The 24,925-nt window shown below is 69.8% G+C and carries 27 protein-coding genes; 10 read left to right on the top strand and 17 right to left on the bottom strand.

Annotation, left to right across the window (positions count from 1 at the left end; translation table 11 throughout):
• The first annotated feature begins 11 nt into the window (after window positions 1-11).
• Window positions 12-1,535: an FG-GAP and VCBS repeat-containing protein gene (locus QSK05_RS18515; RefSeq protein WP_285598496.1), complete on the top strand. Its 1,524-nt coding sequence runs from the start codon at window positions 12-14 to the stop codon at window positions 1,533-1,535.
• Between the two features lie 39 nt (window positions 1,536-1,574).
• On the opposite strand, the gene def is transcribed toward QSK05_RS18515, so the two are convergent.
• The gene (def, locus tag QSK05_RS18510) at window positions 1,575-2,189 is read right to left on the bottom strand and encodes a peptide deformylase (RefSeq protein ID WP_285598495.1); all 615 of its coding nucleotides are present in this window, start codon (window positions 2,187-2,189) and stop codon (window positions 1,575-1,577) included.
• Entirely contained in the window at window positions 2,186-2,884 is a 699-nt protein-coding gene (locus QSK05_RS18505; protein WP_285598494.1) for an HAD family hydrolase, read from the bottom strand. Before QSK05_RS18505 ends, def begins: the two co-directional genes overlap by 4 nt.
• A gap of 139 nt (window positions 2,885-3,023) precedes the next feature.
• Between QSK05_RS18505 and QSK05_RS18500 the strand changes: the two genes are divergently transcribed.
• The 3 genes from QSK05_RS18500 to QSK05_RS18490 all read left to right on the top strand — a co-directional run bounded on the left by QSK05_RS18500 (window position 3,024) and on the right by QSK05_RS18490 (window position 4,680).
• Window positions 3,024-3,449 (top strand): VOC family protein, encoded by a 426-nt coding sequence (locus tag QSK05_RS18500; protein ID WP_285598493.1) that lies wholly within the window; start codon window positions 3,024-3,026, stop codon window positions 3,447-3,449.
• 57 nt (window positions 3,450-3,506) lie between these two features.
• On the top strand, window positions 3,507-3,968 hold the full coding sequence (locus QSK05_RS18495; protein ID WP_285598492.1) for a DUF6194 family protein: 462 nt from the start codon (window positions 3,507-3,509) through the stop codon (window positions 3,966-3,968).
• A gap of 130 nt (window positions 3,969-4,098) precedes the next feature.
• Entirely contained in the window at window positions 4,099-4,680 is a 582-nt protein-coding gene (locus QSK05_RS18490; protein WP_285598491.1) for a TetR/AcrR family transcriptional regulator, read from the top strand.
• Between the two features lie 106 nt (window positions 4,681-4,786).
• Here the strand turns inward: QSK05_RS18490 and QSK05_RS18485 are convergent, their stop codons facing one another.
• On the bottom strand, window positions 4,787-5,833 hold the full coding sequence (locus tag QSK05_RS18485; protein ID WP_285598490.1) for an NAD(P)-dependent alcohol dehydrogenase: 1,047 nt from the start codon (window positions 5,831-5,833) through the stop codon (window positions 4,787-4,789).
• 95 nt (window positions 5,834-5,928) lie between these two features.
• Window positions 5,929-6,231 carry a RidA family protein gene (locus QSK05_RS18480; protein ID WP_285598489.1) on the bottom strand — a complete coding sequence of 101 codons (303 nt, stop codon included), beginning with the start codon at window positions 6,229-6,231 and terminating at the stop codon, window positions 5,929-5,931.
• A gap of 49 nt (window positions 6,232-6,280) precedes the next feature.
• Between QSK05_RS18480 and QSK05_RS18475 the strand changes: the two genes are divergently transcribed.
• On the top strand, window positions 6,281-6,601 hold the full coding sequence (locus QSK05_RS18475; RefSeq protein ID WP_285598488.1) for a LysR substrate-binding domain-containing protein: 321 nt from the start codon (window positions 6,281-6,283) through the stop codon (window positions 6,599-6,601).
• A gap of 98 nt (window positions 6,602-6,699) precedes the next feature.
• Here the strand turns inward: QSK05_RS18475 and QSK05_RS18470 are convergent, their stop codons facing one another.
• The 7 genes from QSK05_RS18470 to speB all read right to left on the bottom strand — a co-directional run bounded on the left by QSK05_RS18470 (window position 6,700) and on the right by speB (window position 12,950).
• Window positions 6,700-7,803 carry a Gfo/Idh/MocA family protein gene (locus QSK05_RS18470; RefSeq protein ID WP_285598487.1) on the bottom strand — a complete coding sequence of 368 codons (1,104 nt, stop codon included), beginning with the start codon at window positions 7,801-7,803 and terminating at the stop codon, window positions 6,700-6,702.
• Window positions 7,788-8,480 carry a ThuA domain-containing protein gene (locus QSK05_RS18465; protein ID WP_285598486.1) on the bottom strand — a complete coding sequence of 231 codons (693 nt, stop codon included), beginning with the start codon at window positions 8,478-8,480 and terminating at the stop codon, window positions 7,788-7,790. The genes QSK05_RS18470 and QSK05_RS18465 overlap by 16 nt, the downstream gene beginning before the upstream one ends.
• Before the next feature lie 41 nt (window positions 8,481-8,521).
• Window positions 8,522-9,277 (bottom strand): SDR family oxidoreductase, encoded by a 756-nt coding sequence (locus QSK05_RS18460; protein WP_285598485.1) that lies wholly within the window; start codon window positions 9,275-9,277, stop codon window positions 8,522-8,524.
• A 27-nt stretch (window positions 9,278-9,304) separates the two neighbouring features.
• Window positions 9,305-10,072: an amino acid ABC transporter ATP-binding protein gene (locus QSK05_RS18455; protein ID WP_285598484.1), complete on the bottom strand. Its 768-nt coding sequence runs from the start codon at window positions 10,070-10,072 to the stop codon at window positions 9,305-9,307.
• On the bottom strand, window positions 10,069-10,965 hold the full coding sequence (locus QSK05_RS18450) for an amino acid ABC transporter permease (RefSeq protein ID WP_285598483.1): 897 nt from the start codon (window positions 10,963-10,965) through the stop codon (window positions 10,069-10,071). The genes QSK05_RS18455 and QSK05_RS18450 overlap by 4 nt, the downstream gene beginning before the upstream one ends.
• On the bottom strand, window positions 10,962-11,888 hold the full coding sequence (locus QSK05_RS18445; RefSeq protein ID WP_285598482.1) for an ABC transporter substrate-binding protein: 927 nt from the start codon (window positions 11,886-11,888) through the stop codon (window positions 10,962-10,964). The genes QSK05_RS18450 and QSK05_RS18445 overlap by 4 nt, the downstream gene beginning before the upstream one ends.
• Window positions 11,889-11,999: 111 nt before the next feature.
• Window positions 12,000-12,950, bottom strand: a complete 951-nt coding sequence (gene speB / locus QSK05_RS18440) for an agmatinase (RefSeq protein WP_285598481.1) — start codon at window positions 12,948-12,950, stop codon at window positions 12,000-12,002.
• A 256-nt stretch (window positions 12,951-13,206) separates the two neighbouring features.
• Here speB and QSK05_RS18435 point away from each other — a divergent pair, with 256 nt between their 5' ends.
• The gene (locus QSK05_RS18435) at window positions 13,207-14,925 is read left to right on the top strand and encodes a PucR family transcriptional regulator (protein WP_285598480.1); all 1,719 of its coding nucleotides are present in this window, start codon (window positions 13,207-13,209) and stop codon (window positions 14,923-14,925) included.
• Window positions 14,926-14,989: 64 nt separating this feature from the next.
• On the opposite strand, the gene QSK05_RS18430 is transcribed toward QSK05_RS18435, so the two are convergent.
• Together QSK05_RS18430 and QSK05_RS18425 are read right to left on the bottom strand one after the other, a co-directional pair.
• On the bottom strand, window positions 14,990-16,636 hold the full coding sequence (locus QSK05_RS18430) for a thiamine pyrophosphate-binding protein (protein WP_285598479.1): 1,647 nt from the start codon (window positions 16,634-16,636) through the stop codon (window positions 14,990-14,992).
• Window positions 16,633-17,235, bottom strand: a complete 603-nt coding sequence (locus QSK05_RS18425; protein WP_285598478.1) for a TetR/AcrR family transcriptional regulator — start codon at window positions 17,233-17,235, stop codon at window positions 16,633-16,635. Before QSK05_RS18425 ends, QSK05_RS18430 begins: the two co-directional genes overlap by 4 nt.
• Before the next feature lie 96 nt (window positions 17,236-17,331).
• Between QSK05_RS18425 and QSK05_RS18420 the strand changes: the two genes are divergently transcribed.
• The 3 genes from QSK05_RS18420 (at window position 17,332) to QSK05_RS18410 (ending at window position 21,042) form a co-directional block, all read left to right on the top strand.
• A complete protein-coding gene (locus tag QSK05_RS18420) occupies window positions 17,332-18,246 on the top strand; it encodes a hypothetical protein (RefSeq protein WP_285598477.1) in 915 nt (304 codons plus the stop codon).
• A gap of 81 nt (window positions 18,247-18,327) precedes the next feature.
• On the top strand, window positions 18,328-19,470 hold the full coding sequence (locus QSK05_RS18415) for a DUF3761 domain-containing protein (protein ID WP_285598476.1): 1,143 nt from the start codon (window positions 18,328-18,330) through the stop codon (window positions 19,468-19,470).
• 288 nt (window positions 19,471-19,758) lie between these two features.
• Window positions 19,759-21,042, top strand: coding sequence for a hydroxyacid-oxoacid transhydrogenase (locus QSK05_RS18410; protein WP_285598475.1), 1,284 nt, complete (start codon window positions 19,759-19,761; stop codon window positions 21,040-21,042).
• Between the two features lie 34 nt (window positions 21,043-21,076).
• Here the strand turns inward: QSK05_RS18410 and QSK05_RS18405 are convergent, their stop codons facing one another.
• Window positions 21,077-21,340 (bottom strand): alpha/beta fold hydrolase, encoded by a 264-nt coding sequence (locus QSK05_RS18405; protein WP_285598474.1) that lies wholly within the window; start codon window positions 21,338-21,340, stop codon window positions 21,077-21,079.
• Window positions 21,337-22,164, bottom strand: a complete 828-nt coding sequence (locus QSK05_RS18400; RefSeq protein ID WP_285598473.1) for a helix-turn-helix domain-containing protein — start codon at window positions 22,162-22,164, stop codon at window positions 21,337-21,339. The genes QSK05_RS18405 and QSK05_RS18400 overlap by 4 nt, the downstream gene beginning before the upstream one ends.
• Window positions 22,165-22,386: 222 nt before the next feature.
• On the opposite strand from QSK05_RS18400, the gene QSK05_RS18395 reads away from it, so the two are divergent.
• Window positions 22,387-22,773 (top strand): VOC family protein, encoded by a 387-nt coding sequence (locus QSK05_RS18395; protein WP_285598472.1) that lies wholly within the window; start codon window positions 22,387-22,389, stop codon window positions 22,771-22,773.
• A gap of 46 nt (window positions 22,774-22,819) precedes the next feature.
• Here the strand turns inward: QSK05_RS18395 and QSK05_RS18390 are convergent, their stop codons facing one another.
• Together QSK05_RS18390 and QSK05_RS18385 are read right to left on the bottom strand one after the other, a co-directional pair.
• Window positions 22,820-24,127 (bottom strand): alkyl sulfatase dimerization domain-containing protein, encoded by a 1,308-nt coding sequence (locus QSK05_RS18390; RefSeq protein ID WP_285598471.1) that lies wholly within the window; start codon window positions 24,125-24,127, stop codon window positions 22,820-22,822.
• On the bottom strand, window positions 24,127-24,897 hold the full coding sequence (locus QSK05_RS18385; protein WP_285598470.1) for a sulfotransferase family protein: 771 nt from the start codon (window positions 24,895-24,897) through the stop codon (window positions 24,127-24,129). The genes QSK05_RS18390 and QSK05_RS18385 overlap by 1 nt, the downstream gene beginning before the upstream one ends.
• Window positions 24,898-24,925: the final 28 nt, after the last annotated feature.

Below are 24,925 nucleotides of genomic sequence, written 5' to 3'. Positions count from 1 at the left end.
ATGCTTCGGACATGTCACGGAAGACTGGATTTCGACCACTGGGGATCGCCGGCCTCACCGCCGCGCTGGCGATCGGCACGGCCGCGGCGGCTCCCGCCGCCTTCGCCGCCCCCATCACCTGCGGCGAGGAAGACCGGGCGTTCTCCTGGGGAGACGTCGACGGCGACGGCTCCTCGGACGTCCTGATCGGCGTGCCGAACGTCGGCGAGGGTTCGGGAGCCGTTGACGTGCGCGGCACGAGCACGCCCTGGCAGCGCCTCACCTCGAGCGCCCTCGGCGGCGACCAGGACGACAACGACCAGGTGGGAACGGCCATCGCGGTCGGCGACCTGGACGATGACGGTTGTGCCGACCTGGTGGTCGGTGCTCCGGGAGAGGGTGGCGGCACGCCCCACCGCTACAGCGGCCAGGTCCACATCGTCTTCGGCAGCCCGAAGGGCATCGACACGTCGACGGCGTTCGTCATCCCGACCACGGCCGCGGGGTTCGACCGGTTCGGGGCCGCGCTCGCGCTGCAGCAGGCCCGGGGCAACGACCACGACCTGTACGTGGGAGCGCCCGAGGCCACGGTCGGCGGGAAGAAGAGTGCCGGTGAGGTCTACCGGTACACGATCACGCCCGGCGGCAGCGGCGGGCGGGTCACGGTGACCGCTCGCGAGGTGCGCAGCCAGAACTCGGCCGGGGTTCCCGGCGCGGCGGAGGCCGGGGACCGGTTCGGCTCGGTGCTCTCCTCGGTCGACAACGGGCTCGGGGCACTCGTCGGCGTTCCCGAGGAGAACGTCGGCACGGCGAAGGACTCCGGTTCGGTGTGGCACCTGCGGGTGAACGCCGCCGGGAACCCGATCTCGTCGTACAGCTGGTCGCAGAACTCACCCGGTGTCGCGGGAACCGCCACCGCCGGAGACCGTTTCGGCGCATCGGTATCGTCCCGGGGCAACGTGGCGGCGATCGGGGTGCCGGGCGAGGACGTGGCTGGGCGCAACAACGCCGGGGCGGTGCAGACCCTGGTGCAGAAGGCGGACGTGTTCACCCCGCAGCGGTTCGTCACCCAGAACACCGCCGGTGTGCCGGGTGGCGCCGAGGCCGGTGACCAGTTCGGCGCCGAGGTCGTGGCGGGCGCCGCCCTGATCTGCCAGGAGGAGACCGACCTGGCGATCGGTTCGCCCGGTGAGGACGTCGGCAGCCGGAAGGACGCCGGCTCGATCACCCTGGTCAACGAGACCCGGCTCGGCGCCTGCGCATCGAAGGTGGTGCGGCAGGGTTCCGGCCTGGCCGGGGCCGCCGAGACCGGTGACCAGGTCGGCTCGGTGCTGGGCATCACCCGGGGGATGGACGGCCTCGACGAGGACTACTCCGACCGGCTGCTGGTCGGAGTGCCCTACGAGGACATCGGGGCGGTGCCGGACGCCGGCCTCGTGCAGCCGTTGAAGGGCGGCATCCGGGTGAACGGCCAGCTGGTCGCCGCCCTCAAGTACCCGACGGGTTACCTGAACGGCAACTTCTACGGCTGGTCGCTGAGCACCTCGTCCGACTGATCCGGCCGAGGTACCCAGCGCCGCAGGGCGGGTTGCCGGTCAGGCCCCTTCGGACCAGGCCGGCAGCTCGCCCTTCTTCACGCGTTTCTCGAGACCGTCCAGCACCCGGCTGAGTTCGGCCCCGGAGAGCCGGTCGACGTAGAGCAGGCCGTTCAGGTGGTCGGTCTCGTGCTGCAGGCAACGTGCGAGTACCCCGTCGCCCCGCACCCGCAGCGGCTTGCCGTCGATGTCCTGCCCCTCGACCTCGGCCACCCCCGGGCGGGCCAGCGGCGCGTACTCGCTGGGCACCGACAGGCAACCCTCCTCGTCCTCGACCGGCGGGGTCAGGGACATGCCGGGCACGGGCACCAGCACCGGGTTGACGACGGCCCCGATCTGGAGGTCGTCGTTCCCGTCCGGGCAGTGGTAGACGAACACCCGGGTACCGGCGCCGATCTGGTTCGCGGCCAGCCCGACGCCGTTCGCGGCCTCCATGCTGACGAACATGTCGGCCACCAGCTGGCGCAGCTCGTCACCGAACTCGGTGACCTGCTCGCAGGGCCGGTGCAGCACCGGGTTACCCCGCATGGTCACCTTGTGCACCGTGCCCCGGGGCAGGCCGGCGCGTTTCATCCAGGCCGCGACGGCCGGGTCCAGCTCAACGTTCTCGCTCACCCGGGCATTGTGCCAGCCGGACCGAGCAACCCGGGCAGTTCATCCATGCTGGTGAAGATGTGGGCGGCACCGGCACCGAGCAGGTGCTCGGGACGGCTGTGCGCCGGGCTGTCCGGAGGGCAGTAACCGTAGACCGTCGCTCCGGCCGCGACCCCGGCGGTGGTGCCGCTGATGGTGTCCTCGATCACGGCGGTGCGGGCCGGGTCGACGCCCAGAGCCGTGGCGGCAGCCAGGTAGACGTCGGGCGCGGGCTTGCTGCGGGGCATCTCCTCGCCGCTGAACACCTTTCCGGCGAAGACGTCGAGCAGGCCGACCCGCTTCAGCTGCATCTCGACCTTGGCCCGGTCGGCCCCGCTGGCGCAGGCGACCCGGCCCCCGAACGCGGCCGACAGGGCCCGGGCGGCGGCCCCGGCCCCCGGGATCTCCTCCAGGCTCTCGGCCAGGGACACGTCACGACGACGGCGGAACTCGCCGAGCCACTCCAGGCCGACCTTCACGCCGGTGTGCTGCTCGATGACCCCGAACTCGTCCTTCAGCGAACGCCCGACGAACCGCTCGAAGCACTCGGTCGCGCCGATCGGCCAGCCGAGTTCGTTCAGCATCAGCCGCAGCACGCCGTTGGTGATCTGCTCGGAGTCGACGAGCACACCGTCACAGTCGAAGAGAACGGCCTGGTGAAGAAGGTTCTGTTGCACGGAAGGAGACGCTAACAGCGGCCACCCCATTCCTCGTTCTTGATCATGCGCCCCCAGCCTTCGGCCGGGAGGTACCCCCACGTCCCGGGAGACCTCTGCCTGATCACGAACATCGGGAGGACAGCCGTAGGATTCCCGCATGATGCCGACGTCGGACCCGGGCTACGGCCCCGATCGCCCCACCGGACTGGGTTTTTCGCTGCACCACGTGCAGCTGGCCATCCCGGTGGGCTCGGAGGACACCGCCCGGGCCTTCTGGGTGGACGTCCTCGGGATGCGGGAGATCTCCAAGCCACCGGAACTAGCCGCGCGGGGCGGTCTCTGGGTGCGGGCCGACGCCCTGGAGATTCATCTCGGCGCCGAGAAGGACTTCACCCCGGCCCACCGCGCCCATCCGGGAATCCTGGTCGACGATCTCGACGCGCTCGCGGCGACACTGGGGGCCAAGGGCATCAAGGTGCGATGGGACGATGCTTTCCCCGGTCACCGGCGCTTCTACACGGCCGACCCGTTCGGCAACCGTCTGGAGTTTCTCAGTCCCGACGGTTCGTCGCCGAGCTGGTGACGCGACCACGCGCCGAGCGGTCGGGCGCCGCGGCCGGGTCCGTGAAAGGCTGCCCTGATGACCGTCGACGAGATCATCGCCTTCGTCCAGTCGCTCGGGGACGTGCACGTGCAGCGTCCGGCCCCGGGGGACGGATCCCCGCAGATCGCCTGGGGTGACGTCTTCGTCTACTACTCACCCGAGGGTGACCTGCCCCGGGCCCAGCCGTTCGTCACCGTGGTGACGAAGGACTATCCCGACGAGCCGCCCGCCGGCCTGAACGCCGCGGGCGCCTTCCGGGTGAACATCGCGGCGGGCGTGGACGAGTTCCGCACCCGCCTCGGCCGCGACCCGAAAGGCCCGGCGCTCGAGAATGAACCGGCACCGGGCACGCCGGCCACCATCACGGCCCATCCCACCTACGCGTTCCTGGGCTGGCTGGCCGTGGTGAACCCGGACGACGGGGACGACGTGCGGGCGCTGATCACCACGGCCCACGGCCTGGCCAGACACCGCTTCGACCGCCGCTCCGCCGTGTGAGCAGCCCTCCAGCGCCGACACCCACGTGCACGGTGCCGGTCTCGGCCGGGGTCCGGTCGAGACCGGGCCACATCTCTCCCTCGGCCGTCCGTGAGAAAGTTGAAGGGCCCGAAGGAGACCAAAGACGATCATGACCTCTCAAACCGCCCGCACCCGGTACCCGAAGGGCGCCGCCCGGCGCGAGGCGATCCTGGTGATCGCCCTGCAGTGCTTCGCCGATCTGGGCTATCACGGCACGTCCATGCGTGAGGTCGCCCGCCGGGCCGACCTCAGCCAGGCCGGGCTCCTGCACTACTTCCCCAGCAAGGAAGACCTGTTCCTGGCGGTGCTGCGTGAACGGCAGCAGATCGATACCCGCGACTACCGTGGCGAGCAGGACGCGGTCGGTTCACTCGTTCAGGCGGTCCGGCGCAACGCGACCATTCCCGGCCTGGTGCGGCTCTACATGCACCTGCTCGACGTCGCCGCCGACAGCGACCCCACCCGTGACTATTTCGAGAAGCGCTACGACCTGGCCCGCTCGCTGATCGGCTCGCACATCCGCGATGCCCAGCGCGAGGGCACGGTGCGTGCCGACCTCGACCCGGTCGTGGCGGCGCAGAGCCTGATCGCGGTGGCCGACGGCATGCAGGTGCAGTGGCTGCTCGACGGCACCCAGGAGATGTCGCAGCCGATCGAGCTGATCTGGCGTCTCATGCAGAACCAGAACTGAGGACGCGGCTGGTCACCTGGTGCCCTGACCGGGTGTCCGGGACGACCACCTCCACGACGATGGAGGACGCCGGTGGCCACCGGCGTCCTCCATCAGGGTTTCTCGATCAGTTGATCGTCGAGGTGTCGATCACGAAGCGGTAGCGCACGTCGGAGGCGAGCACGCGGTCGTAAGCCTCGTTGATCTTCTCGGCCGCAATCACCTCGATCTCCGAGCCGATGTGGTGCTCGGCGCAGAAGTCGAGCATCTCCTGGGTCTCGCGGATGCCACCGATACTTGAGCCGGCCCACGAGCGACGGCCGCCGATGAGCGCGAAAGCATTGACCGGCAGCGGGTCTTCGGGGGCACCGACGTTGACCATGGTGCCGTCGACCTTGAGCAGCCGCAGGTGCGCGCTGATGTCGATCGACGCGCTGACCGTGTTGATGATCAGGTCGAACGAACCGGCGAGCTTCTCGAACGTGGCCGGGTCGCTGGTCGCGTAGTAGTGGTCGGCCCCCAGTTTGAGGCCGTCCTCCTGCTTCTTCAGCGACTGCGACAGCACGGTCACCTCGGCGCCCATGGCGTGCGCCAGCTTGACGCCCATGTGCCCGAGTCCGCCCAGGCCGATCACGGCGACCTTCTTGCCGGGACCCGCGTTCCAGTGCCGCAGCGGCGAGTAGGTGGTGATGCCCGCACACAGCAGCGGTGCGGCCACGTCGAGCTCGATGCCCTCGGGAATGCCCAGCACGAACGACTCGGTGACGACGATCTCCCGCGAGTAACCGCCCTGGGTCACGTTTCCGTCGGCGTCGATGCTGTTGTACGTGCCGGTGTTGCCCTTCAGGCAGTACTGCTCGTCACCGGCGACACAGCTCTCGCACTCGCCGCACGAGTCGACCATGCAGCCGACGCCGACCCGGTCGCCGACGGCGTACTTGGTCACCTCGGAACCGACTTCTGCGACGATCCCGGCGATTTCGTGACCGACCACCACGGGGTAGTTCGACGGACCCCATTCACTGCGCGCGGTGTGGATGTCGGAGTGGCAGATGCCGGCGAACTTGATGTCGATCCGGACATCTTTCGGGCCGACGTCGCGACGCTCGACGGTGAAGGGGGCCAGTGGTTGCGTCGCGGAGGTCGCGGCCCAGGCGGGAACCGAGAAAGTCATGTTCTCCCCAACTCTACGGATTGTTGCTGGTCAGGCGTACCGGGAGAGCCTAACCGGAGTCTCGTCCACTTTCTTCCCGAGGTGTCCGCCCCGGCTCAGACGCCCGCCAGCACCTCGACCTCCAGCTCGACGCCGGGCAGGAACAACGCACTGACCCCGACCGTGGTGCTGGCGGGCGGGATCAGGCCCGCGAAAAAAGCGGTGCGGGCCGCGCCGTACTCGCGCAGGCGGCCCAGGTCGAGTATGAAGGTGCGCAGGTGCACCACGTTCTCCAGGGTCGCGCCGTGCGCCGCGAGCAGGTCGCGAATCTGCTCGAGAATGACTGTGGTCTGAGCACTCACGTCACCGGGAGCGATCACGCCACCATCGGCGTCGACGGCCACCTGACCGGAGAGCACGAGCAGGGCGCTGCCCGGAGGAACGCGGGAGACGTTCGAGAACCCGTTCGTGGTCGGCTCCGCCGCGCACGACCACGACCTGCTCCGCGCCGCGCTGCCCGCCGGGTTCCGTCCGCGCGTCGACATTGTCGCGGCCGAGTGGACCGGCAAATGGGGCTGTGTGGCAGCCGGTCTCGGCGTGGCACTGGTGCCCTCCCTGGCGGTGCGGGGCACTCCCGCCGACATCGCCCTGCTGCGCCTGCACGCCGACGACGCCTCGGTGCGGCAGGTGTTCGCCGCCACCCCGGCCGGGCGTTCTATCCCGCCGGCGGCCGAGGAGTTCGTGAAGGATGGGGAAAACGTGGCCCGAACGCTCCGGCACCGCCGCTGACCGCCCTTCCTCGTCCGCGCCCCCCTTCCTCGTCCGTGATCATGCAAGGTGGGGGGTTACCGCTTGACCGCCGGCCGAGGATGGGGACTACGTCCCGTTCACCACGGGTGCCGGAGATCGGTGATGCCGGGTGGGCGCTCGCAGGGGGTGGAGATCGGGAGGGTTCTGCCTTCCTGGGCCGCGTGCAGCAGGGTCTCCATCACGTCGAGCACGTGCAGGGCCAGGTTTCCGGACACCCGGTGCCGCCCGCCGTCGGCCAGGGCCTGGGCCAGGTCGGCGATGCCGATGCCGCGCCCGCCCTCGACGTATCCGGCCGTGGGCGGAACCGGCTGCCACTGCTGGTCCTGCGCGGTGAAGATCTCCACGTCGCCGTCGAAGTGGTTGGGGTCGGGCACGGAGAGACTGCCGTTCGACCCGTAGACCTCGATGCGGGGCAGCCGTGCGGCCCAGACGTCGAAGCTGATCATCAGGGTGGAGACGGCCCCGGACTCGTGCACGAGTATCCCGGTGACGTGGGTGTCCACCTCGACGCCGAAAGACGTTCCGGCTCGTGGGCCGCTGCCGATCACCCGACTGGACGTGGGTCGGGCGCCGACCCCGGTCACCGTCGCCACCGGTCCGAGCAGGTGCACCAGCGAGGTCAGGTAGTACGGGCCCATGTCGAGCAGGGGCCCGCCGCCCGGGCGGTAGAGGAACTCCGGGTCGGGGTGCCAGCGCTCGTGGCCGGGCGTCGTCATGAAGGCCGTCGCGGCGACCGGGGTGCCGATGCGACCGGCGTCGAGCAGCGATCGGGCCGTCTGGATGCCCGTGCCCAGCACGGTGTCCGGGGCACAGCCGACCCGCAGCCCCTGATCGGCCGCGACCTGCAGCACCTGACGGCCCTCGTCGACCGTCAGGGCCAGAGGCTTCTCGCCGTACACGTGCTTGCCCGCGGCCAGGGCGGCGAGCGCGATCTCACCGTGCACGGCGGGGATGGTCAGGTTCAGCACCAGGTCCACGTCGTCGGCCGCGAGCAGCTGCCCGGCGGTCTCGGTGCGCGCACCCGGGTGGGCGGCGGCGAGGGCCTGGGCCCGTTCGGGGTTCAGGTCGGCGATCGACGTGATCGGCAGGTGCGGCAGCCGGGCGAGGGTGCGGGAGTACTGACCGCTGATGGCACCCGCCCCGATCACGCCGATCCGCAGGTCGTTCAGCGGCTCGCCCACAGCATGCCCCTCTCGACCAGGGTGCGGACCGACGGGACCCGGAGCGTGTCGACGTCGTGGCCGGGGGTCGCGACGAACACCCGCCCGCTCCCCCACTGCCGGGTCCAGACTGCCGGGCTGGTGACCGGACGCGTCCATTCGTTCCAGGGTTGCGCGGCCAGTGTCGTGGTCGCCAGCACGTCGTTGAACTCGTCGGAGAGCACCCAGTACTGCTCGGTGACCAGGTCGAACGAGGGGACGCCGGCGGTCACCGGATGGTCGTCCCGCACCACGTCGACGCGGTAGGGGATGAAGTTGTCGCTCGCGTCACCCACCCGCTCGTCGGGGTGACGGCCCGGGTGACAGGCGAACTGACCGCCGATCAGCTGCAGGTAGTCCGCGCTGTCACGGTAGCTGTCGGCGATGCCGCCGTGCCACCCGGCCAGTCCGCATCCCGCCGCGACGGCCGCTCTCAGGCCTGCCACCTCGTCCCTCTCGATCGACGACATGGTGACGCACTGCACCACCAGGTCGATCGTGCCCATCAGGCCGGCGTCGGCGTAGACCGCGGGTTTCTCCGCGATCGTGACGTCGTAACCGGAGGATTCGAGAAAGGGGATGAAGAGTTCGGTCGCCGCGACGGGCTGATGCCCTTCCCAGCCACCCCGGACGATCAGTGCACGCTTCGTCGCATTCACGCGACGAATTGTGACATTTGCCGGTGTCGCTGGGAAGATGCTTACGGAGTGACCCGGTGCACCTTGTGCTGCGCCGCCTGGGCCCGGGGCCGCAGCACCAGCAGGTCGACGTTCACGTGCCGGGGCCGGGTGACGGCCCAGACCACGGTCTCGGCCACGTCGTCGGCACTCAGCGGGTCGGGTACTCCGGCATACACCGCGTCGGCCCGGGCCTGGTCGCCCCCGAAACGGTTGAGCGAGAACTCTTCCGTGGCAACCATCCCCGGCGCGATCTCGATGACCCGCACCGGCTCACCGCACAGTTCGAGCCGCAGCGTGCCGGCCAGCGCGTGCTCACCGTGCTTGGCCGCGGTGTAACCGCCGCCGCCCTCGTACACGCCGGAGGCCGCTGTCGAGGTGAGCACGACGATCACCGCGTCGTCCGTGTGGCGGAACTTCGGCGCCAGCGCCTGGGTCAGCTGCAGCGGGCCGATCACGTTGACCTCGTACATCTTCCGCCAGTCGGACGGGTCGGCGCTCAGGACCGGGTCGATCCCGATCGCACCACCGGCATTGTTCACGAGCACGTCGCACTGCTCGACGGTCTGCGCGAACTCCCGCACCGCGTCGGCGTCGGTGACGTCGAGACGGTGGTAGCGGGCCTGCCCACCGGCGGCGGCGATCTCGTCGCACACGGCCTTGAGCCGATCCTCCCGGCGAGCCAGCAAAATCACCTCGAACCCGGCGCGGGCCAGACCGCGCGCGGTGGCCGCACCGATTCCGCTACTGGCACCACTGATCACGGCTACTCGCGACATGCTGTTCCACTCTCTCGCATCGGGGTGTCAAAGTACCTTGGACAAGAACGATCTGGTCCGGGGTTGCTGCGGGTTCCTGATCACATCGGCCGGTGTGCCCGTCTCGATGACCGAGCCGCCGTCCATGAACACCACGGTGTCACACACCTCCCGGGCGAAACCGATCTCGTGGGTCACCACCACCATGGTCATCCCGTCGGCGGCCAGCCCTCGCATCACGTCGAGCACATCTCCGACCAGTTCCGGGTCCAGTGCCGACGTCGGCTCGTCGAACAGCATGAGCTTCGGGTCCATCGCCAGGGCCCGGGCAATCGCCACCCGCTGTTGCTGACCGCCGGACAGCTGCGACGGGTAGTAATCGGCCCGGTCGGCCAGGCCCACCCGCTCGAGCAGCTCCTCCGCGCGCTCACGGGCCTGGGCCGGCTTGCGGCGCAGCACCCGCACCGGCGCCTCCATCACGTTCTCCAGAGCGCTCAGGTGCGGGAACAGGTTGAAGCGCTGGAACACCATACCGATACCGCGCCGCTGCACGGCGATCTCGTCCTCCTTGAGCTCGTACAGCTTACCTCCGTGCTCGCGGTAGCCGAGCAGCTCGCCGTCCACCCGGACGATGCCCGAGTCCACCCTCTCCAGGTGGTTCAGGCAACGCAGCAGGGTGGACTTGCCCGAGCCGGACGGCCCGAGCACGCTCATCACCTCCCCGGGCGCCACGGTCAGGTCGATCCCCCGCAGCACCTCGGTGCCGCCGTAGGACTTGTGCACCTCACGCACTTCGACCATCGGGGTGGCACTCATCGCGTCACCTCCTGCATTCTCCGGCCGGGCAACAGGTTCCGCACCAGACGACCCCACCCCGGGCCCTGCGGGGAGCCGGCGTGGCCGCGGGTGTAGCGGCGTTCCAGCACCGTCTGGCCGGCGGTCGCGATCGTGACCAGGGCCAGATACCAGATGCTGGCGACGATCAGCATCTCCATCCGGGTGAAGTCGACCGCGCCGATCGCCTGGGCCTTGGTCAACAGGTCGCCGGCCCCGATCACGGCCACCAGGGACGTGGTCTTCAGCAAGGTGACGAGCTCGTTCCCGGTCGGCGGGATGATCACACGCATGGCCTGCGGCAGCACGATCCGCCGCAGTGCCAGGCTCCGCTTCATCCCCAGTGCCTGAGCCGCCTCGGTCTGGCCCTGGTCAACGGCCTGGATGCCGCCGCGCACGATCTCAGCCATGTACGCGGACTCGTTCAGCGCCAGGGCCAGCAGAGCCGCCCCGAAGGGGGTGATGACCGAGTTGGTGTCCACGCTCAACGCGCCGAACCCGAGCCGGGGGAAGAACAGGGCCAGGTTGAACCAGACCAGGATCTGGACCAGTACCGGAGTCCCGCGGAACAGCCAGATGTACCCCCCGGAGAGCACTCTCAGCACCCGGTTCGACGAGAGCCGGGCCACGGCCAGGCCCACGCCACCGACCACGCCCAGCACCATCGCGGCGATGGTCAGCCAGACCGTCACGCCCAGCCCGCCCAGGATGGCCGAGGCGGTCAGCCGTTCGCCGACGGCATCCCACTGGATGAACTGGTTGCGGCCGATCGCCACCGCCAGCCATGCCAGGAGCGCCACCACGACCACCGCCGCCACCACCTGCCCCGGGTGCCGGACGGGCACGACCGGCAGGCCCTGCGCCCGATCGGTCACTCGGTGCCCCCGTTCACCGTGACCTCGGTGATCGCGCCCGAAGCCAGGTCCGACTTCTTCAGGATCTGGGCGTAGGTGCCGTCGTCCACCAGCGACTGGAAGGCCTCGGCGAAAGCGGCCTCCAGCTCGTCGTCGTCCTTGTTCAGCATGACACCCAGCGGGTTCGGGCGGATCGGCTCGGCGTTGGCGACCTCGAAGGCGTTGCCGCCACCGACCTGCTCGGCGTTGTACCGGGCCACCGGCTCCTGCGCGACATCCGCCACGTATCGCCCCGACTGCACCCCGGTCAGCGCGTCCGTGTCGCTCTGCAGCGACGTCACCTTGATCGGGTCGTCGGCGCACTCCGCGCCGTTGACCTCTTTCAGCAGCGCCTCCTGGGCCGAGGACACCAGCACGGCAACCGGCTGGCCGCACAGGTCGGCCAGCCCACTGATGTTCTCAGGGTTGCCCTTGCGCACCACGATCGCCTGACCGGCCTGGTAGTAGTCGACGAAGTCGAACTTGGCCCGCCGTTCCTCGGTGTCCGACATCGCCGCCATGACCACCCGGTAACGCTTGCTCTCCAGCCCCGGCTGCAGTCCGTCGAACGCGGTGTTCGTGAGCTCGTAGTCGATACCCATCCGCGCGGTCACCGCGTCGAGAAGGTCGATGTCGAGACCGATCACGGTGCTGCCGTCCTCGGCGAGATACTCGTAGGGCGGGTACAGGGCTTCGGTCGCCACCGTGATCGACTTCGACTTCTGAACATCTTCCGGAAGTTTCGCGAAGATGTCGGCATTGCTGCTCACCTCGGGCGCGGAGGTGGCTGCGGTGGCGGTGTCCCCACCGTCCGAGCCGCTGCCACAGGCAGCGAGCAGCGCGATGCAGGTGGCGGGGACCGCGAGGCCGGACAGGATGCGCCGACGGCTACCGAACGGGTTCATGAGGGGGACCTTTCGTATCAGAACGGGGGGTCTCGGATCAGCGCCGGTCCGAGACGGTGACGGGACAGTGACAGGATGATGAGGGACGATGACGGCGTCCGGAGAGGTCCGTCAGTCGGAGACCGGTCGCGGCGTCATGGCACAGATCAGCTCGTAGGCCACCGAGGCGGCCGCCATACCGGTGATCTCGGCATGGTCGTAGGCCGGCGCCACCTCGACGATGTCGGCACCGACCACGTTCACCCCGGCCAGCGAGCGCAGAACGGCGAGCAGTTCGCGACTGGTCAGGCCCCCCGGCTCGGGAGTTCCGGTACCCGGTGCGAAAGCCGGGTCGAGAACGTCGATATCGACGGACACATAGACCGGGCGGTCGCCCAGGCGCGCCTTCACCCGCTCGGCGATACCGCGCCAGCCCAGGTCTTCGGTCTCCTCGGCACCGATGATCTGGAAGCCGAGCACCTGGTCCTCGTACCGGTCCCGATCGCTGTAGACCGGTCCCCGGATACCGACGTGCACACAGCCGGTGCTGTCGATCACGCCTTCCTCGGCGGCCCGGCGGAACGGGGTGCCGTGGGTGTAGGGCTCGTCGAAATAGGTGTCCCAGGTGTCCAGATGCGCATCGAAATGCAGTACCGCGACCGGCCCGTGACGCTCCGCTGCGGCCCGCAGCAGGGGCAGGGCGATAGTGTGATCACCGCCGATCGTCACCAGCCGGGACCCCCCGGAGGTCAGGTCGAGAGCGCGAGAGGTGATGGCCGCCAGTGCACCGGACGTGTCGAAGGGGTTGACCGCCAGGTCACCGGCGTCAACGACCTGCATCACGTCGAAGGGGGCGATCTGCTGTACCGGGTTGTAGGGCCGCAGCAGCCGGGACGACTGCCGCACGTGGGCCGGCCCGAACCGCGCTCCGGGCCGGTAGGTCACCCCGCCGTCGAAGGGCACTCCGAGGACGGCGAGGTCGAAGTTCGTCACCTCGTCCAGACGCGGCAGCCGGGCGAAGGTACTCCAACCCGAGTAGCGGGGAACGACACTCGCGTCAATCGGACCGACTGGATGATTCATGTGCTCACGCTTTCGCCTGGCATCAGAGGGATTACGGACGCGTGTCGCTCGTGTTACATTTACGGTCATCGACTGTGATGCGTGTCGCGATCCTGACCCCACGTCGTAGTTCACTGTGATGCGTTGGTTTTCGGCCCTGCCCGGATGCGGTGGGTCGAGTGTGCCCGCCCCGGACCCTGCCACCTAGAGCCGATCAGTACAGTTCCCTCCAGACCTGCGGTGCGATCCGCACAATGACTCCTGAAGAAGAGGCGGAGTGCTCACCGTCCGGCAACTCGTCGACGAACCCTCCCTACGGCTGTCCGTGGTCGGGGGCCGGGCCGGGCTCGACCGCCCGGTGCGGGCCGCCCACGTGTCCGAGCTCCTGGAACCGGGGCCCTGGCTGCACGGCGGCGACATCTTGATGACCCTCGGCCTCCTGCAGCCCGAAGACCTTGATAATGCAAGGCTTTACGCTCGCCACTGCTTGGACCACGGAGTAGCTGCGGTGATCGTGGGACTGGGGCCGGCCATGCCCTTCCAGACGGCGCCCCTCCCGCTGGTGCAGGCCGGCGACCTGGAGGGCCTGCCGGTCATCGAGGTGCCGGACGGTGTGCCGTTCATCGCGATCACCGAGTGGATCCTGACCTGGCTGGCCGCCCAGGAGCGCCGCTTGCTGCGCCAGGTGGCCACTGCCGGTCGCAATCTCACCGGGACCGCGGTCACGCCCACGCCCCTGCCCGACCTGTTGCACTCCTGGTACGCCGCGACCGGTGAGTCTGCCGTGGTGTTCGACCTGGCCGGTAGCGTGCTGGCCCGGGCGGGCACCGAGGCCCCGGCCCTGGAAGCACTTGGGCCACAGATGACCGAGCACCTGACCAACGACCATCCGCCACAGCTGGGCGACGGACCGGTCCGAACACCGGGTCCGCATCACGCCGGGGCGCTGCCGTACCTTCTCGGCACCCGGCAGATCCACGGGGTACTGCTGATCGGCACCGCCTCACCCCCCATAGGCACCCCCTCACTGCCCAGGGGCGACACCTCACCGGCGCGCGGCTCCTCCTGGGCCTCGGCCGGGAACGGAAAGTCCCCGGCCGACGAGTCCCGCCGGACGCTGCTGCTTCCGGTACTCACAGCGCTGCTCTCCCTGCATCTGGAGCATCAGTTCGTGGCCGATCGACCCGTGCGGGTCCAGCGAGCTCACGTCGTGGCCCAGATGCTGCGTCCGGGGCTGGGCGCTGAGCAGGCGCAGCGCCTCGCCCAGCGGGTCGGTCTGGAGACGGACACCGCGCGGGTGGTCGTGGTCCGCCCCCGCCCCGGTGAGGATCTCGATGTCCTCGGTGTACGCCTCACCGCCACCCTGCCGGGTTCGGTGGCCCGTCCGGGGTCGGCCGGGGTCGAACTGGTCGTCCCGGAGCCGGTGACCCCGGCGCCGTCCAGGCCGTCAAGGTCGTCCGAGCCACCCGGGCCACCCGAACCGCCCGGGCCTCCCCTCAGCTCGGCGCATCACGACCGCGGTACCGGGCTGACCGCGGCCCTGGCCCGTGCGGTCGGCGACCGGCCCACCGGTATCGGTGCGCTGGTCCCGCTGACCGAGCTGGCGTCCTCCGCCCGGCAGGCCCACGCCCTGGTGGAGGTCAGCCGGCAGACGGGGGCACCCGCCCAGCTCGGGCACAACCGTGCTTCGGCACTGCTCCTGCAACTCAGCACTCTGGAGACGCTCACCGCGGTCAGTCGCGCCGTGCTGGCCCCGATCGACGCCCTTCCCGAGGCCGAGCGCCTCGACCTGCTCGACACTCTGCAGGCCTGGCTCTCCGTGAACGGTGTCTGGGAGACCGCCGCCGGGAGACTCGGCATCCACCGCAACACCGTGCGCAACCGGATCGCGAAAATCGCCACCCTGACCGGACGGTCGCTGGACGACGGGGACGGGCGCTACGAACTCTGGCTGGCCCTGCGCGCCCGTGACGCTCTGCTCCGCCGGCGCGGCTGACCCTCGGCGCGGCTGACCCTCGACGCGGCTGGGGCTCGGCGCAACCCATCGGGCCGAGGACCGGTCAGATATGGGTCGGCGCGAACATACGCAGGTGTTGCCTCAGCACCACCACGCGCGGCCCCGGCGCCTCCCAGTCCCGGGCGATCGCCGCCTCCACCCCCGCCGGATCGACCAGTTCCGCCGCCACGCCGAAGGCCTCTGCCAGCCGGACGAAGTCGGGCCGCCCCAGTTCTGTCCCCACGGCTCGGCCGAAGGTGTCGGTCATGTACTCGCGCAGGATGCCGTAGCCGCCGTCGTCCACCACCAGCCAGGTCACCGGAAGGTCGTGCTGACGGGCGACCGCCAGTTCCGCGAGGGAGTACATGGCCCCACCGTCGCCGGAGACCGCGAGGGTGCGCCGACCCGATGCTGCTGCCGCCCCCAGGGCCGCGGCGAAGGCCCAGCCGATGCCGCCGGAGCCCTGCGCGGAATGGAACCCACCCGAACGTGGGTCCCAGCACGACCAGGCCCAGTAGCCGGCGACGGTCATGTCCCAGAAGGTCTCCGCGTCATCCGGCACTCCCGCGCGCACGTCCCGCAACAGGCCCTGCTCCGCTTCCAGATCCTGCCCGGCGATGCGCTTCTGGATCCCGGCACGAAGCTCCTGGACCACGCTCTCGGCCCGTCCGTCGGCCGGCCGGGGGTGCAGGTCCGCCACCAGGGCACGCACGGTCTCCCCCGCGTCGGCCGGCAGGGCCAGGATCTCGCCGAACCGGGCCCGGGTGGAATCCAGGACGATGGGATCGGCGTTCACCGAGATGATCCGGCCCTGGGGGCGGAACGTGAAGTAGTTGGACGTGATCTCGCCGAGGGCCGAGCCGAGTACCAGCAACACATCGGCGGTTTCGAGGAGTTCCGTGGTGAGACGGTCTTCCAGCCAGCTCCCGGCGGCCAGAGGATGATCGGCCCGCAGGACCCCCTTGCCCGAGGCCGTGGTGACGACCGGGGCCCGCAGCATCTCGGCCAGCGCCGGAAGGTCACCGCGGACGGCGGACCGCGCCAGCCCTCCACCGGCGAGAATGACCGGCCGTTCGGCCTGGCGGAGCCAGGAGCAGGCCTGCTCGAGCAGGAGGAGGTCCGGGGGAAGCCCGGTGGCTCCGGCCTGAACGCTCGCCACGACCTCGGTCACGGGCTCGAGCAGCACGTCCTGCGGGATCTCGACCCACACCGGCCCGGCGGGCGCGGTGAGCGCCTGGGTCCAGGCTGCGGCCACCATCGAGGGGATGTCCTGCGCCCGCATGACCCGGCGCGCCGACTTCGTCACCTGGCCCGCCGCGGCGAGCTGCTCGTCCAGCTGGTGCAGGTGACCGCTGCGAGGGTGCTCCAGACCGGAACGGGGAACCTGGCTGCAGACGACGAGCACGGGGACACCGGTGGCCCGGGCCTCCTGAAGACCGGCGAGCGCGGTGAGAGCACCGGGACCGGTGGACAGGAACAACACCGCCGGGAGCCCGCCGGCCCGGGCGAAGCCGTCCGCCGCGAACGCGGCATTGTTCTCGACCCGGTTGCCCACATAGCGCAGCGAACTGCGGCCGAGTGCGTCGAACAGCCCCAGGGCGTGCTGCCCCGGAATACCGAAAACAGTCGTCGCGCCCAGCTCGGTCAGGGTGCGCACCACCAGATCGCCGCCATGCAGTGTTACCGGTGTCAACGGTGTCAGCAGTGTCATGGTGATGACGCTCCCAGCAGACGCCCGACGGTGTCGAGCAGCATCTCCTTCTCGGCGTCGGGGTCGAACTGCGCCGATGCGCAGATCCGGCCGACGTACCCGTCCAGCAGCAGGGCCAGCCAGACGGCCAGGCGCTCCGGCGGCTGGTCCTGCCGTACCTCGCCCCGCTCGGCCGTCGCCCGGATCCAGGGCAAGAGCCCGCGCTGAACCACCGCCTCCTCGCGCGCCAGCGCATCGGCGACCTCCTCGTCCCCCATGACCGCACCGACCGCACGCGTGAATCCCGCCACCCGGGGATCATTCAGCGCGGCGGCCTGGTAGGCGACGTAGTCGACGATCACCTGGAGCGGGTCGGCCCGGTCGCGCTGCCGGTCGAACCACTCGCTGGTCTCGGTGGCGCCCAGGTCGAGCACGGCCAGCAGCACGGCCTGTTTGGTGGGAAAATAGTGGAAGAACGTGCCCGAGCCGATGCCCGCCGTCCGGCAGATAGCCGTGATGGTGGCCCGGTCGAAGCCGTCGTGCGCGAACCGGGTGAGGGCGGCGTCGATGATCTGCAGGCGCCGGGCCTGGTGCCTGGCGGGATCGATGGTGCGCGCCATGGCTCTCCCTGGATTCGCGTGCCGACCTGTCCGGCGTCACCTATATTAATGGAGCAGCTACTCCAACATTGTCTCCGACCACGGATGAGCGCGGACATGTCGAAGGAACCCGAACGCTGGCACCTGACCCACGCCGGTCACGATCACACGGTCGAGATCTCCCTCAAGGCCACGACCTGGATGCTGCGCTGGACGGCCGACGGCTCCGAGGTGGCCCAGAAGAAGACCTCCGACAACACGGTGGTGCTGGACGGCAAGGAGCACGGTGCGATCCGGCTCAAGCTGCCCTCGATGACGGGCCCGGCCCGGCAGGTCACGCTGTACCCGGCGGCGCAGCCGAGCGGGCGGGCGGGCCACAAGGCCCGGAAGGCGGCCGCCGACCCCGCCGACGCACCGGCCGGGGCCGCCGGTCAGGCCCGTCTCGGCATCGGCGGCACCGATTTCGTGCCGGAAGAGGGCACCCGGGCCGCGCAGCGTGAGGCCTGGATCCGGGAGCACCCGCACCAGTACGCCGCGCGCCGCACCGTCGTCGCGGTCGCCAAGGTGGGGGTGCCGCTGGGCATCTTCTGGCTGCTGCACCGGATCACCTGGCGGCCGGACGTCGACCTGCCGGACATCGACCCTCCGAACATCCCCTGGCCGCAGATCCACCTGCCCCGCATCCCCTGGCCCGACCTCCCCTGGCCCCCGGTGAACCTGCCTGACCTGCCCGACCTGCCTGACCTCCCGGGATGGACGCAGTACGTCTGGCCGGTACTGCTGGCCTTCTTCCTGGCCCAGGCCGAACTACGCCGCCGCCGGCAGCAGGACGCCAGACGCCGGGCCGCCTCCCCGGCCCTGGACGGCGCGGAGTCGAAACCGGCCAACGAGAAGCAGCCGATCGCCTCGAAACCCGGTGAGTCCCGGCCGGACGAGAACCAGGCCGAGCAGCCGACCCCGGACGACGCCAAGATCCTGCAGGCCTGCAAGGTCACCCCGGTCGTGCCCGCCGCAGGGAAGAAGCCGAGCTGATACCGAGGTGATCAGGACTCGACCGGCCCGGTTTCATCTATTTGTCACACCTGACCGGCTTGTCCGGGGCAGGCTACTTCCGTGAACCCGACGCCGTCCGACCCGCAGCCCCCGCTGCGCACGGCCGAGAGCGACCGCGCGGGCGAACTCGCCCAGCCCCTGCGACGTGAGGGTTCGCCCGCCGGGCCCGCCCGGCCGACGAAACCGGTCAGACCGGCCGGGCCGCCCGCATCCTCCGCGCCCTCCGCACCCCAGGCCGTCCGGGCCGTCCGGGCCGTCGATGCACCAACCGCAGCCCCACACACCGTCGAAAGCTCCCCGGCCCCCCGCTCCGTCACAGTCCCCCGCGCCGCCGCCGCGCTTCGTGCCGTCAGGGCTTTCGGCGCCGTCCGAGCCACCCCCACGGCCCGGGCCCTCCGCACCGTCCGGGCCCTCGGTACCGGCCGAACCCTCGGTACCGGCCGAACCCTCGGTACCGGCCGAACCCTCCGTACCGGCCGAACCCTCCGTACCGGCCGAACCCTCCGTACCGGCCGGCTCGGCGAAAAACTCACTCCCACAACCGTTCGCCTAACCGTTGCTGCCCTTGCCGCGGCACTCGTGCTGGGTGCCACGTTCGCCGCCGGAAACTGGATCGCCCCGTCCGCACCGACAGCAACCCCTGATGGTGGACGTGCGCCCGTCCCCTCCCCGAGTGGTCCCGTCGAGGCCGGCCCGGCGATCATCTGCGCCGACGGCACGATCAGTCACGCCGCACCGCACCAGGGGGCGTGTTCCTGGCACGGCGGTGGGGCCGGTGCGGTCGTGTCGATCGAGGGCGACACCGTGCCCTGGACGACCGTGGACGCGTCGGTTCCCGATGTCCTGACCACACCCCGGGCACGATCCCGGGACGCGGCCGCCCGGCGGGTGATCAACGTGTACTACCGGGCCCTGTCACGCGGGAACTACCGCACCGCCTTCCGGCAGCTCAGCGCCGGCCAGCGGAAACGCCTGGGCCCGGGGCGGACCTGGTCGCGGAAGCTGACGGGCACCCGGTACCGCCACCTCGACGTGCTCTACCTGGACGACACCGCCACCGGCTACACCGTCACCCTGTCCTACGACCGGACCACCCGGAACGGCACCTGCACCTCCACGGTGCTGCAACGGACCATCACGACCGAACGAGGCCACCAGCGACTGGCCGACCCCACCGTCCTGGCCCAGTCCCCCTGCGCCTGATCCCCAAGACACCCCAAGACACCCCAAGACACCCCAAGCCCTCCACGATCCCTGAGATCCCCCAAGATCCCCTCCGTGATCAGGCAAAGTGTCCCCGGACCGCCGAGTCTGTCCGGGGACACTTTGCCTGATCACGAACGAAGTGGAGGGGGCAGGGGCGGGGGGCGGGGCCGCTGGACGCCTCGCTTCTTGACAGATTCACCGGCCCGAAGCAGGGTTTCCGCATCGGGGTACGGCCGTACCTCTCGGTGCCCTCACCACGGACGACGACGTCGACGGAGGATCTGCGTGCCCCTCGAGACCGAGGAAACGATTTTCACCTGGGGGGCCTCGCCGCTGAAGTTCGGGGCCGGGGCCCTCGACGAGATCGGTTTCGAGGTGAGCCAGTACGACGTCTCGCGCGTACTGATCATCACCGACACCACGATCAACGCCACCGGCATCCCGCAGCGCATCCAGGACCAGCTCGCGAAACACCACATCGGCTCGGAGGTCTTCGACGGCGTGCACGTCGAGCCGACCGACGAGAGCCTCGACCAGGCAATCGGTTACGCCCGCGAGCAGGGTCCCTGGGACGGGTTCATCGCGGTCGGGGGTGGCTCGGCCATCGACACGGCCAAGGCGGTCAACCTGATCACCACCGACGGTGGCGAGCTGATGGACTACCTGAACCGGCCGATCGGGCGCGCGAAAGCACCCAGCCATCAGCTGAAACCACTGATCGCCGTGCCCACGACGGCGGGCACCGGGTCGGAGAGTACGGCGATGTGCGTGCTCGACGTGCTCTCGATGCGGGTGAAGACCGGTATCAGTCACTGGCGGCTGCGGCCCACCCTGGCCGTGATCGACCCGCTGCTGACCATGACGCTGCCGCCGGAGGTCACCGCGTCGGCCGGCATGGACATCGTCTGCCACGCCCTGGAGTCGTACACCGCCCGCTGGTACACCACGTTCGACCGGAAACAGCCCGAGCAGCGGGTCACCTACTGCGGCGCGAACCCGGTCTCGGACCTGTGGTGCGAGAAGTCGCTGAGCCTGATGGCCGGGTCGTTCCGCCGGGCCGTGCACGACGGCGGCAACGACCTGGCGGCCCGCAGCGAGATGATGCTGGCCGCCACCTTCGCCGGGATGGGCTTCGGCAATTCCGGGGTGCACGTTCCGCACGCCAACGCCTATCCGATCGCGGGGATGGTGAAGGACTTCCGGCCGGGCGGGTACCCGCAGGACGAACCCATGGTGCCGCACGGCATGGCGGTCTCGCTGACCGCTCCGCAGTCGTTCCGGTTCACCTTCGACAGCGCACCGCAACGGCATCTTCAGGCAGCACAGTGGCTCTCACCCTCGTCCGGAGAACACCGGGACCCGTGCGAGCAGCTGCCGGGCGTGCTGGTCGACCTGATGCGCGACATCGGCATCCCGAACGGCATCCGTGCCGTCGGGTACTCCGAGGACGACATCGCCGGCCTGGTGCCGGGCACGATGAAACAGCAGCGGCTGCTCACCACCTGCCCGCGCACGCCGGACGAGGACGACATCGCCGCGATCTTCGCCGGATCACTCGAGAACTGGTGACGGGACCCGGACGCCCGAGGCAACAACGACGTCCTCAAGCAGTCAGGAACTCCGAGACCACCGCACCCCACGCCGCGACGTCGGCGGGACGGGACGCGGGCGTGTACAAGGTGGCGCCGGGCAGCAGGGACTCCAGCGCGGTGGCCGTGCTGAGCGGATGCCCGGGATCGTCGGGGAAGGTCAGGATCAGCGCCGGGTGTGGCAGCCCGGCGAGCTTCTCGGGCTCGGGCAGATCGGTCAGCGCCGCAGAGCGCCGTCGACGTCGACCGTGCTGTGGTTGGTGTCCGTCACTGTTCATCCTTTCAGATGCAGAGCTTTCGTGGCCGCCAGCGTACCGAGCAGCCTCAGGGCCTGGGCATCGGCCGAACCCGGTTCGGCGTGATAGATCACCAGATCCTGCCCCGGCGCGGCCCGCACCTCGAAGGTCTGCCCCGTGAGGGTGAGAAGACCCGCTTCAGGATGGTCGAAATGCTTACGCTCCAGGGTTTTCCCGCGCGCATCGTGCTCGCGCCAGAGCCGGGCGAAACGCTCGTCGCACAGATACCGGGCGAGCACCTCACGCACCCGCGGGTCGTCGGGCGCCTGCCCGTGGGCCACCCGGAACCCGGCCACGCAGTTGCGGGCCACGTCGTCCCAGTCGGAGTACAGCGAACCGGCGGAACCGAACACGACGCCCAGCAGGTTGCGTTCGCCCGGCCAGTCGCAGAACAGCGCGTCGGCCAGGGCGTTGGACGCGATCACGTCGTAGGCCCGGTTGTAGACGAGCGCCGGGTTGTCGGGCCAGGCATCCATGAGCTGAGCCAGGCTGGGGTGCACCCGGTCGGCCGGCCCCGGTGATCGCGCCCCGGACGACATCCCGGCGAGCCGGAACAGGTGTTCCCGGGCGTCGTCACCCAGCCGCAGGGCCGCCGCCAGAGCCGCGAGCACCTGGGCGGACGGATGCCGTTCGCGGCCCTGTTCGAGCCGCACGTAGTAGTCCACGCTGACCCCCGACAGCGCCGCGACCTCCTCCCGTCGCAGACCGGGCACCCGGCGCAGGCCGTCGGTGGGCAGGTTCACCGCGGACGGGGTGATGCGGGCGCGGGCACCGGTCAGGTAGTCGCCGAGGTCGGAGCGGGCCATACGGTCGATCGTAGGCAGGCTCGCGCCGACGTGCCTGGCCGTGGCACTCCCAGGCACGGCCCGATGGAGGAAAGACCCACAGAACTGATAGCAACACTCGGAGAAACATGAAGCACGACCCGCACGAACGCAGCCGCGGTGCGACCGAGGTCACTAGCGGTATTGTTAGCGTTCGTCAGACTCCCGGCATCCGATCACGTCCGCGAAGAAGGAGACGAACCGGTGGGAATCAGCCACATCACGCTCATCTCGATCCCGGTGACCGACCAGGACAAGGCGCTCTCGTTCTACGAGAGCCTGGGATTCAGCGTCACGAACGACCACATCATGACCGAGGAGGAGATGCCGCCGGAGCCGGACCTGCGCTGGCTGCAGCTCGGCACCACCACGGGTGACACCACGGTCGTGCTGGCCAACTGGACCGTCGGAGGGCTCGAACCCGGGGTGATGCACATGTCGGTAGCGGCCGACGACGTGAAGGCGCTGCACAAGTCGCTCGCCCTGAAGAATTTTGACCCTTCGCCGATCTTCGACGCGCCGTTCGGCTCGTTCTTCAACGTGAACGACCCGGACGGCAACGGCGTCATGGTGGTCGAGGAGAAGAAGTAGTCCACCGACCGGCGCCCGGGTGCTCACACGGAGCACCCGGGCGCGATCACGGGGCCCAGCGACCGGCCCGCATCACGGCCCACGGATCGGACCCGTCGGCCCGGGCCCGGGACCCAGCCGCGGCCCAGCCGTAGATGCCCTTCGCCATGAACGACGAGGCATCGGCCTCCATCGCGCCGAAGACCTCGGCCCGGGCCCGGTGCACCTGCGGGTCATCGTCAGCCGCCAGGGCCGCCAGTTCCACGAGATGAGCCGCCAATCGGTGATTCCCGCTGTTCAACAGGGCCAATGCGCGTTCCGCCAGTTGGCCGGGCCCACCGGCCAGTTCACTGATCTCGGTGGCGAGTTCGGCACGGGGCGCGGGGCGCAGCGCGGCGGGGTCCCCCTCGTACCAGCCGCCGTAGGCTCGCCAGAGGTTGTGCAGGATGAACTCGGGATCGTCGTAGGTCGGCCGCAAATACGGCCGGGCGAGCAGTTCTTTCACGGTCGGCGTGAGAATGCTCTTCGAGTGCAGGATCTCGTCGAGCGTGGCCCCGGCGTTCATCAGGTCGACGGTGGCGTCGTGCAGATGGGTGAGCACCGTGGCGGCATCGGTCAGGGTGCGGGCCACCTTCGCCGCCCCTCGCACGGGTACCCCGTGACCGGGCAGCAGCAGCTCGGCCCCCAGGCCGGCCATCCACTCCAGCGTCGCGGCCCACTCCGCCACGTGCCGCTGCGCCTTCTGCGGGTTGCCGGCATTCGGCGCGTTCCATGCGTAGAAGTCCCCGCAGAGAAGCACTTTCAGGTCGGGGATCCAGGCGGTCGTGGCATCGTCGGTCTCCCCCCGGGCGTGCCGAAGATGTACCCGCAGACCCCCGTGATCGAGCTGCAGCTCGTCGGTGTAGGTGCGGTCGGGATACCGGTACACCTCCGGCCAGGTGAGGCCCGGCGCACGGAACTGCCGCTGGTTCACCAGGGCGTTGTAACCGGGGGTGAGCCGGTACCGGTCGAACCGGCGGGCAATGTCTACATGGCCGACCACCGTCACCGGACGATCCGGATCAGCGTCGATCACCGTTGCCCCGCAGACATGATCGATGTGACCGTGGGAGTACACCAGCGTCGACACCGGCCGGGCGGTCAGGGCCCGGAGCGCGGCGAGGAACCTCTGCGCGTTCGTGCGGTCACCCGCGTCGAACAGCAGTAGGGCGTCACCCACATCGATCACGTAGACATTGCCGGTGGCCGGCCACATCCAGACGCCGTCGGCGACCCGGTGCAAGCCCTCCCGGTTCAGTTGCCCGGAGTAGTAGGGCCGCAGGTCGGCGTCCCCCGCCCACACCCGATCGGCGTAGGTGAGCAGGTCGTCGGCCATCAGCGGGTCAGGTCGGCGCCCGGCGCGTCAGGAGCCTCCCGGATCGTGCGGCCCGAGCCACCCGGGCTCAGCCCACGAGCCGCCCGGCCGATCATCCGCCGCATTCCCTTCATCACGAAACCACCGCTGCGGCGCTGGAAATCCCACTGATCATTGGCGTGCGGAAAGGTTCGGACGGGAATCCCGATACCGAGGAACTTACACAAGGTGGGCCACCCTTCTTCGACTCTGTACACGAGAAGACGCTCCGCCGGGACAGCCTCGCGCACGGCCGCCAGATGCTTCTCGAAGACCTCGACGGCATAGTCCTCGTCGTGGATCGGGCCGTCGGCGAAATGCCGGCGGAAAATGCCGTCGTAGGTCTCGTTGAACGACCGCAGCCGCCGGTCGGCGAACCGCAGCGGCACCCGGATCAGCCGCACCAGCAGCCGGCTGGGGAGGTCACGGCGGTAGACCAGGAAGATGGTGCGCATGCTGGAGCGGTGCCAGCGCCGAGGGTCACGGACCGTGAGAATCACCTTGGCGTCGGGGTAGTACTCGACGAGCTCGGCCCAGAAGGCCGCTCCCGGCCAGTCCACCGTGGAACGGTATCCCTCGAAGACCCTGTCCCAGTCGCGATCGCCGGCCAGGGCCGCCTCCCAGTGCGCCAGCCGGTCGGGGTCCTGGAAGATCTCCCGGGTGTGGTAGGTGGGGCCGAGGCCGAGAATCTCCAGGGCCTGCTTCAGCGTGGTGGTGCCGGTACGGCCGAAACCCACACCGATGACGTCCATGTCATGCCCTCCCGTCCGGGTCCGGCGT

Origin of the sequence: Kineosporia sp. NBRC 101731 (assembly GCF_030269305.1) — a bacterium.
Lineage (GTDB): Bacteria > Actinomycetota > Actinomycetes > Actinomycetales > Kineosporiaceae > Kineosporia.
The sequence above is the reverse complement of the archived record's forward strand: the minus strand, read 5'-3'. Positions and strand labels throughout refer to the sequence as shown.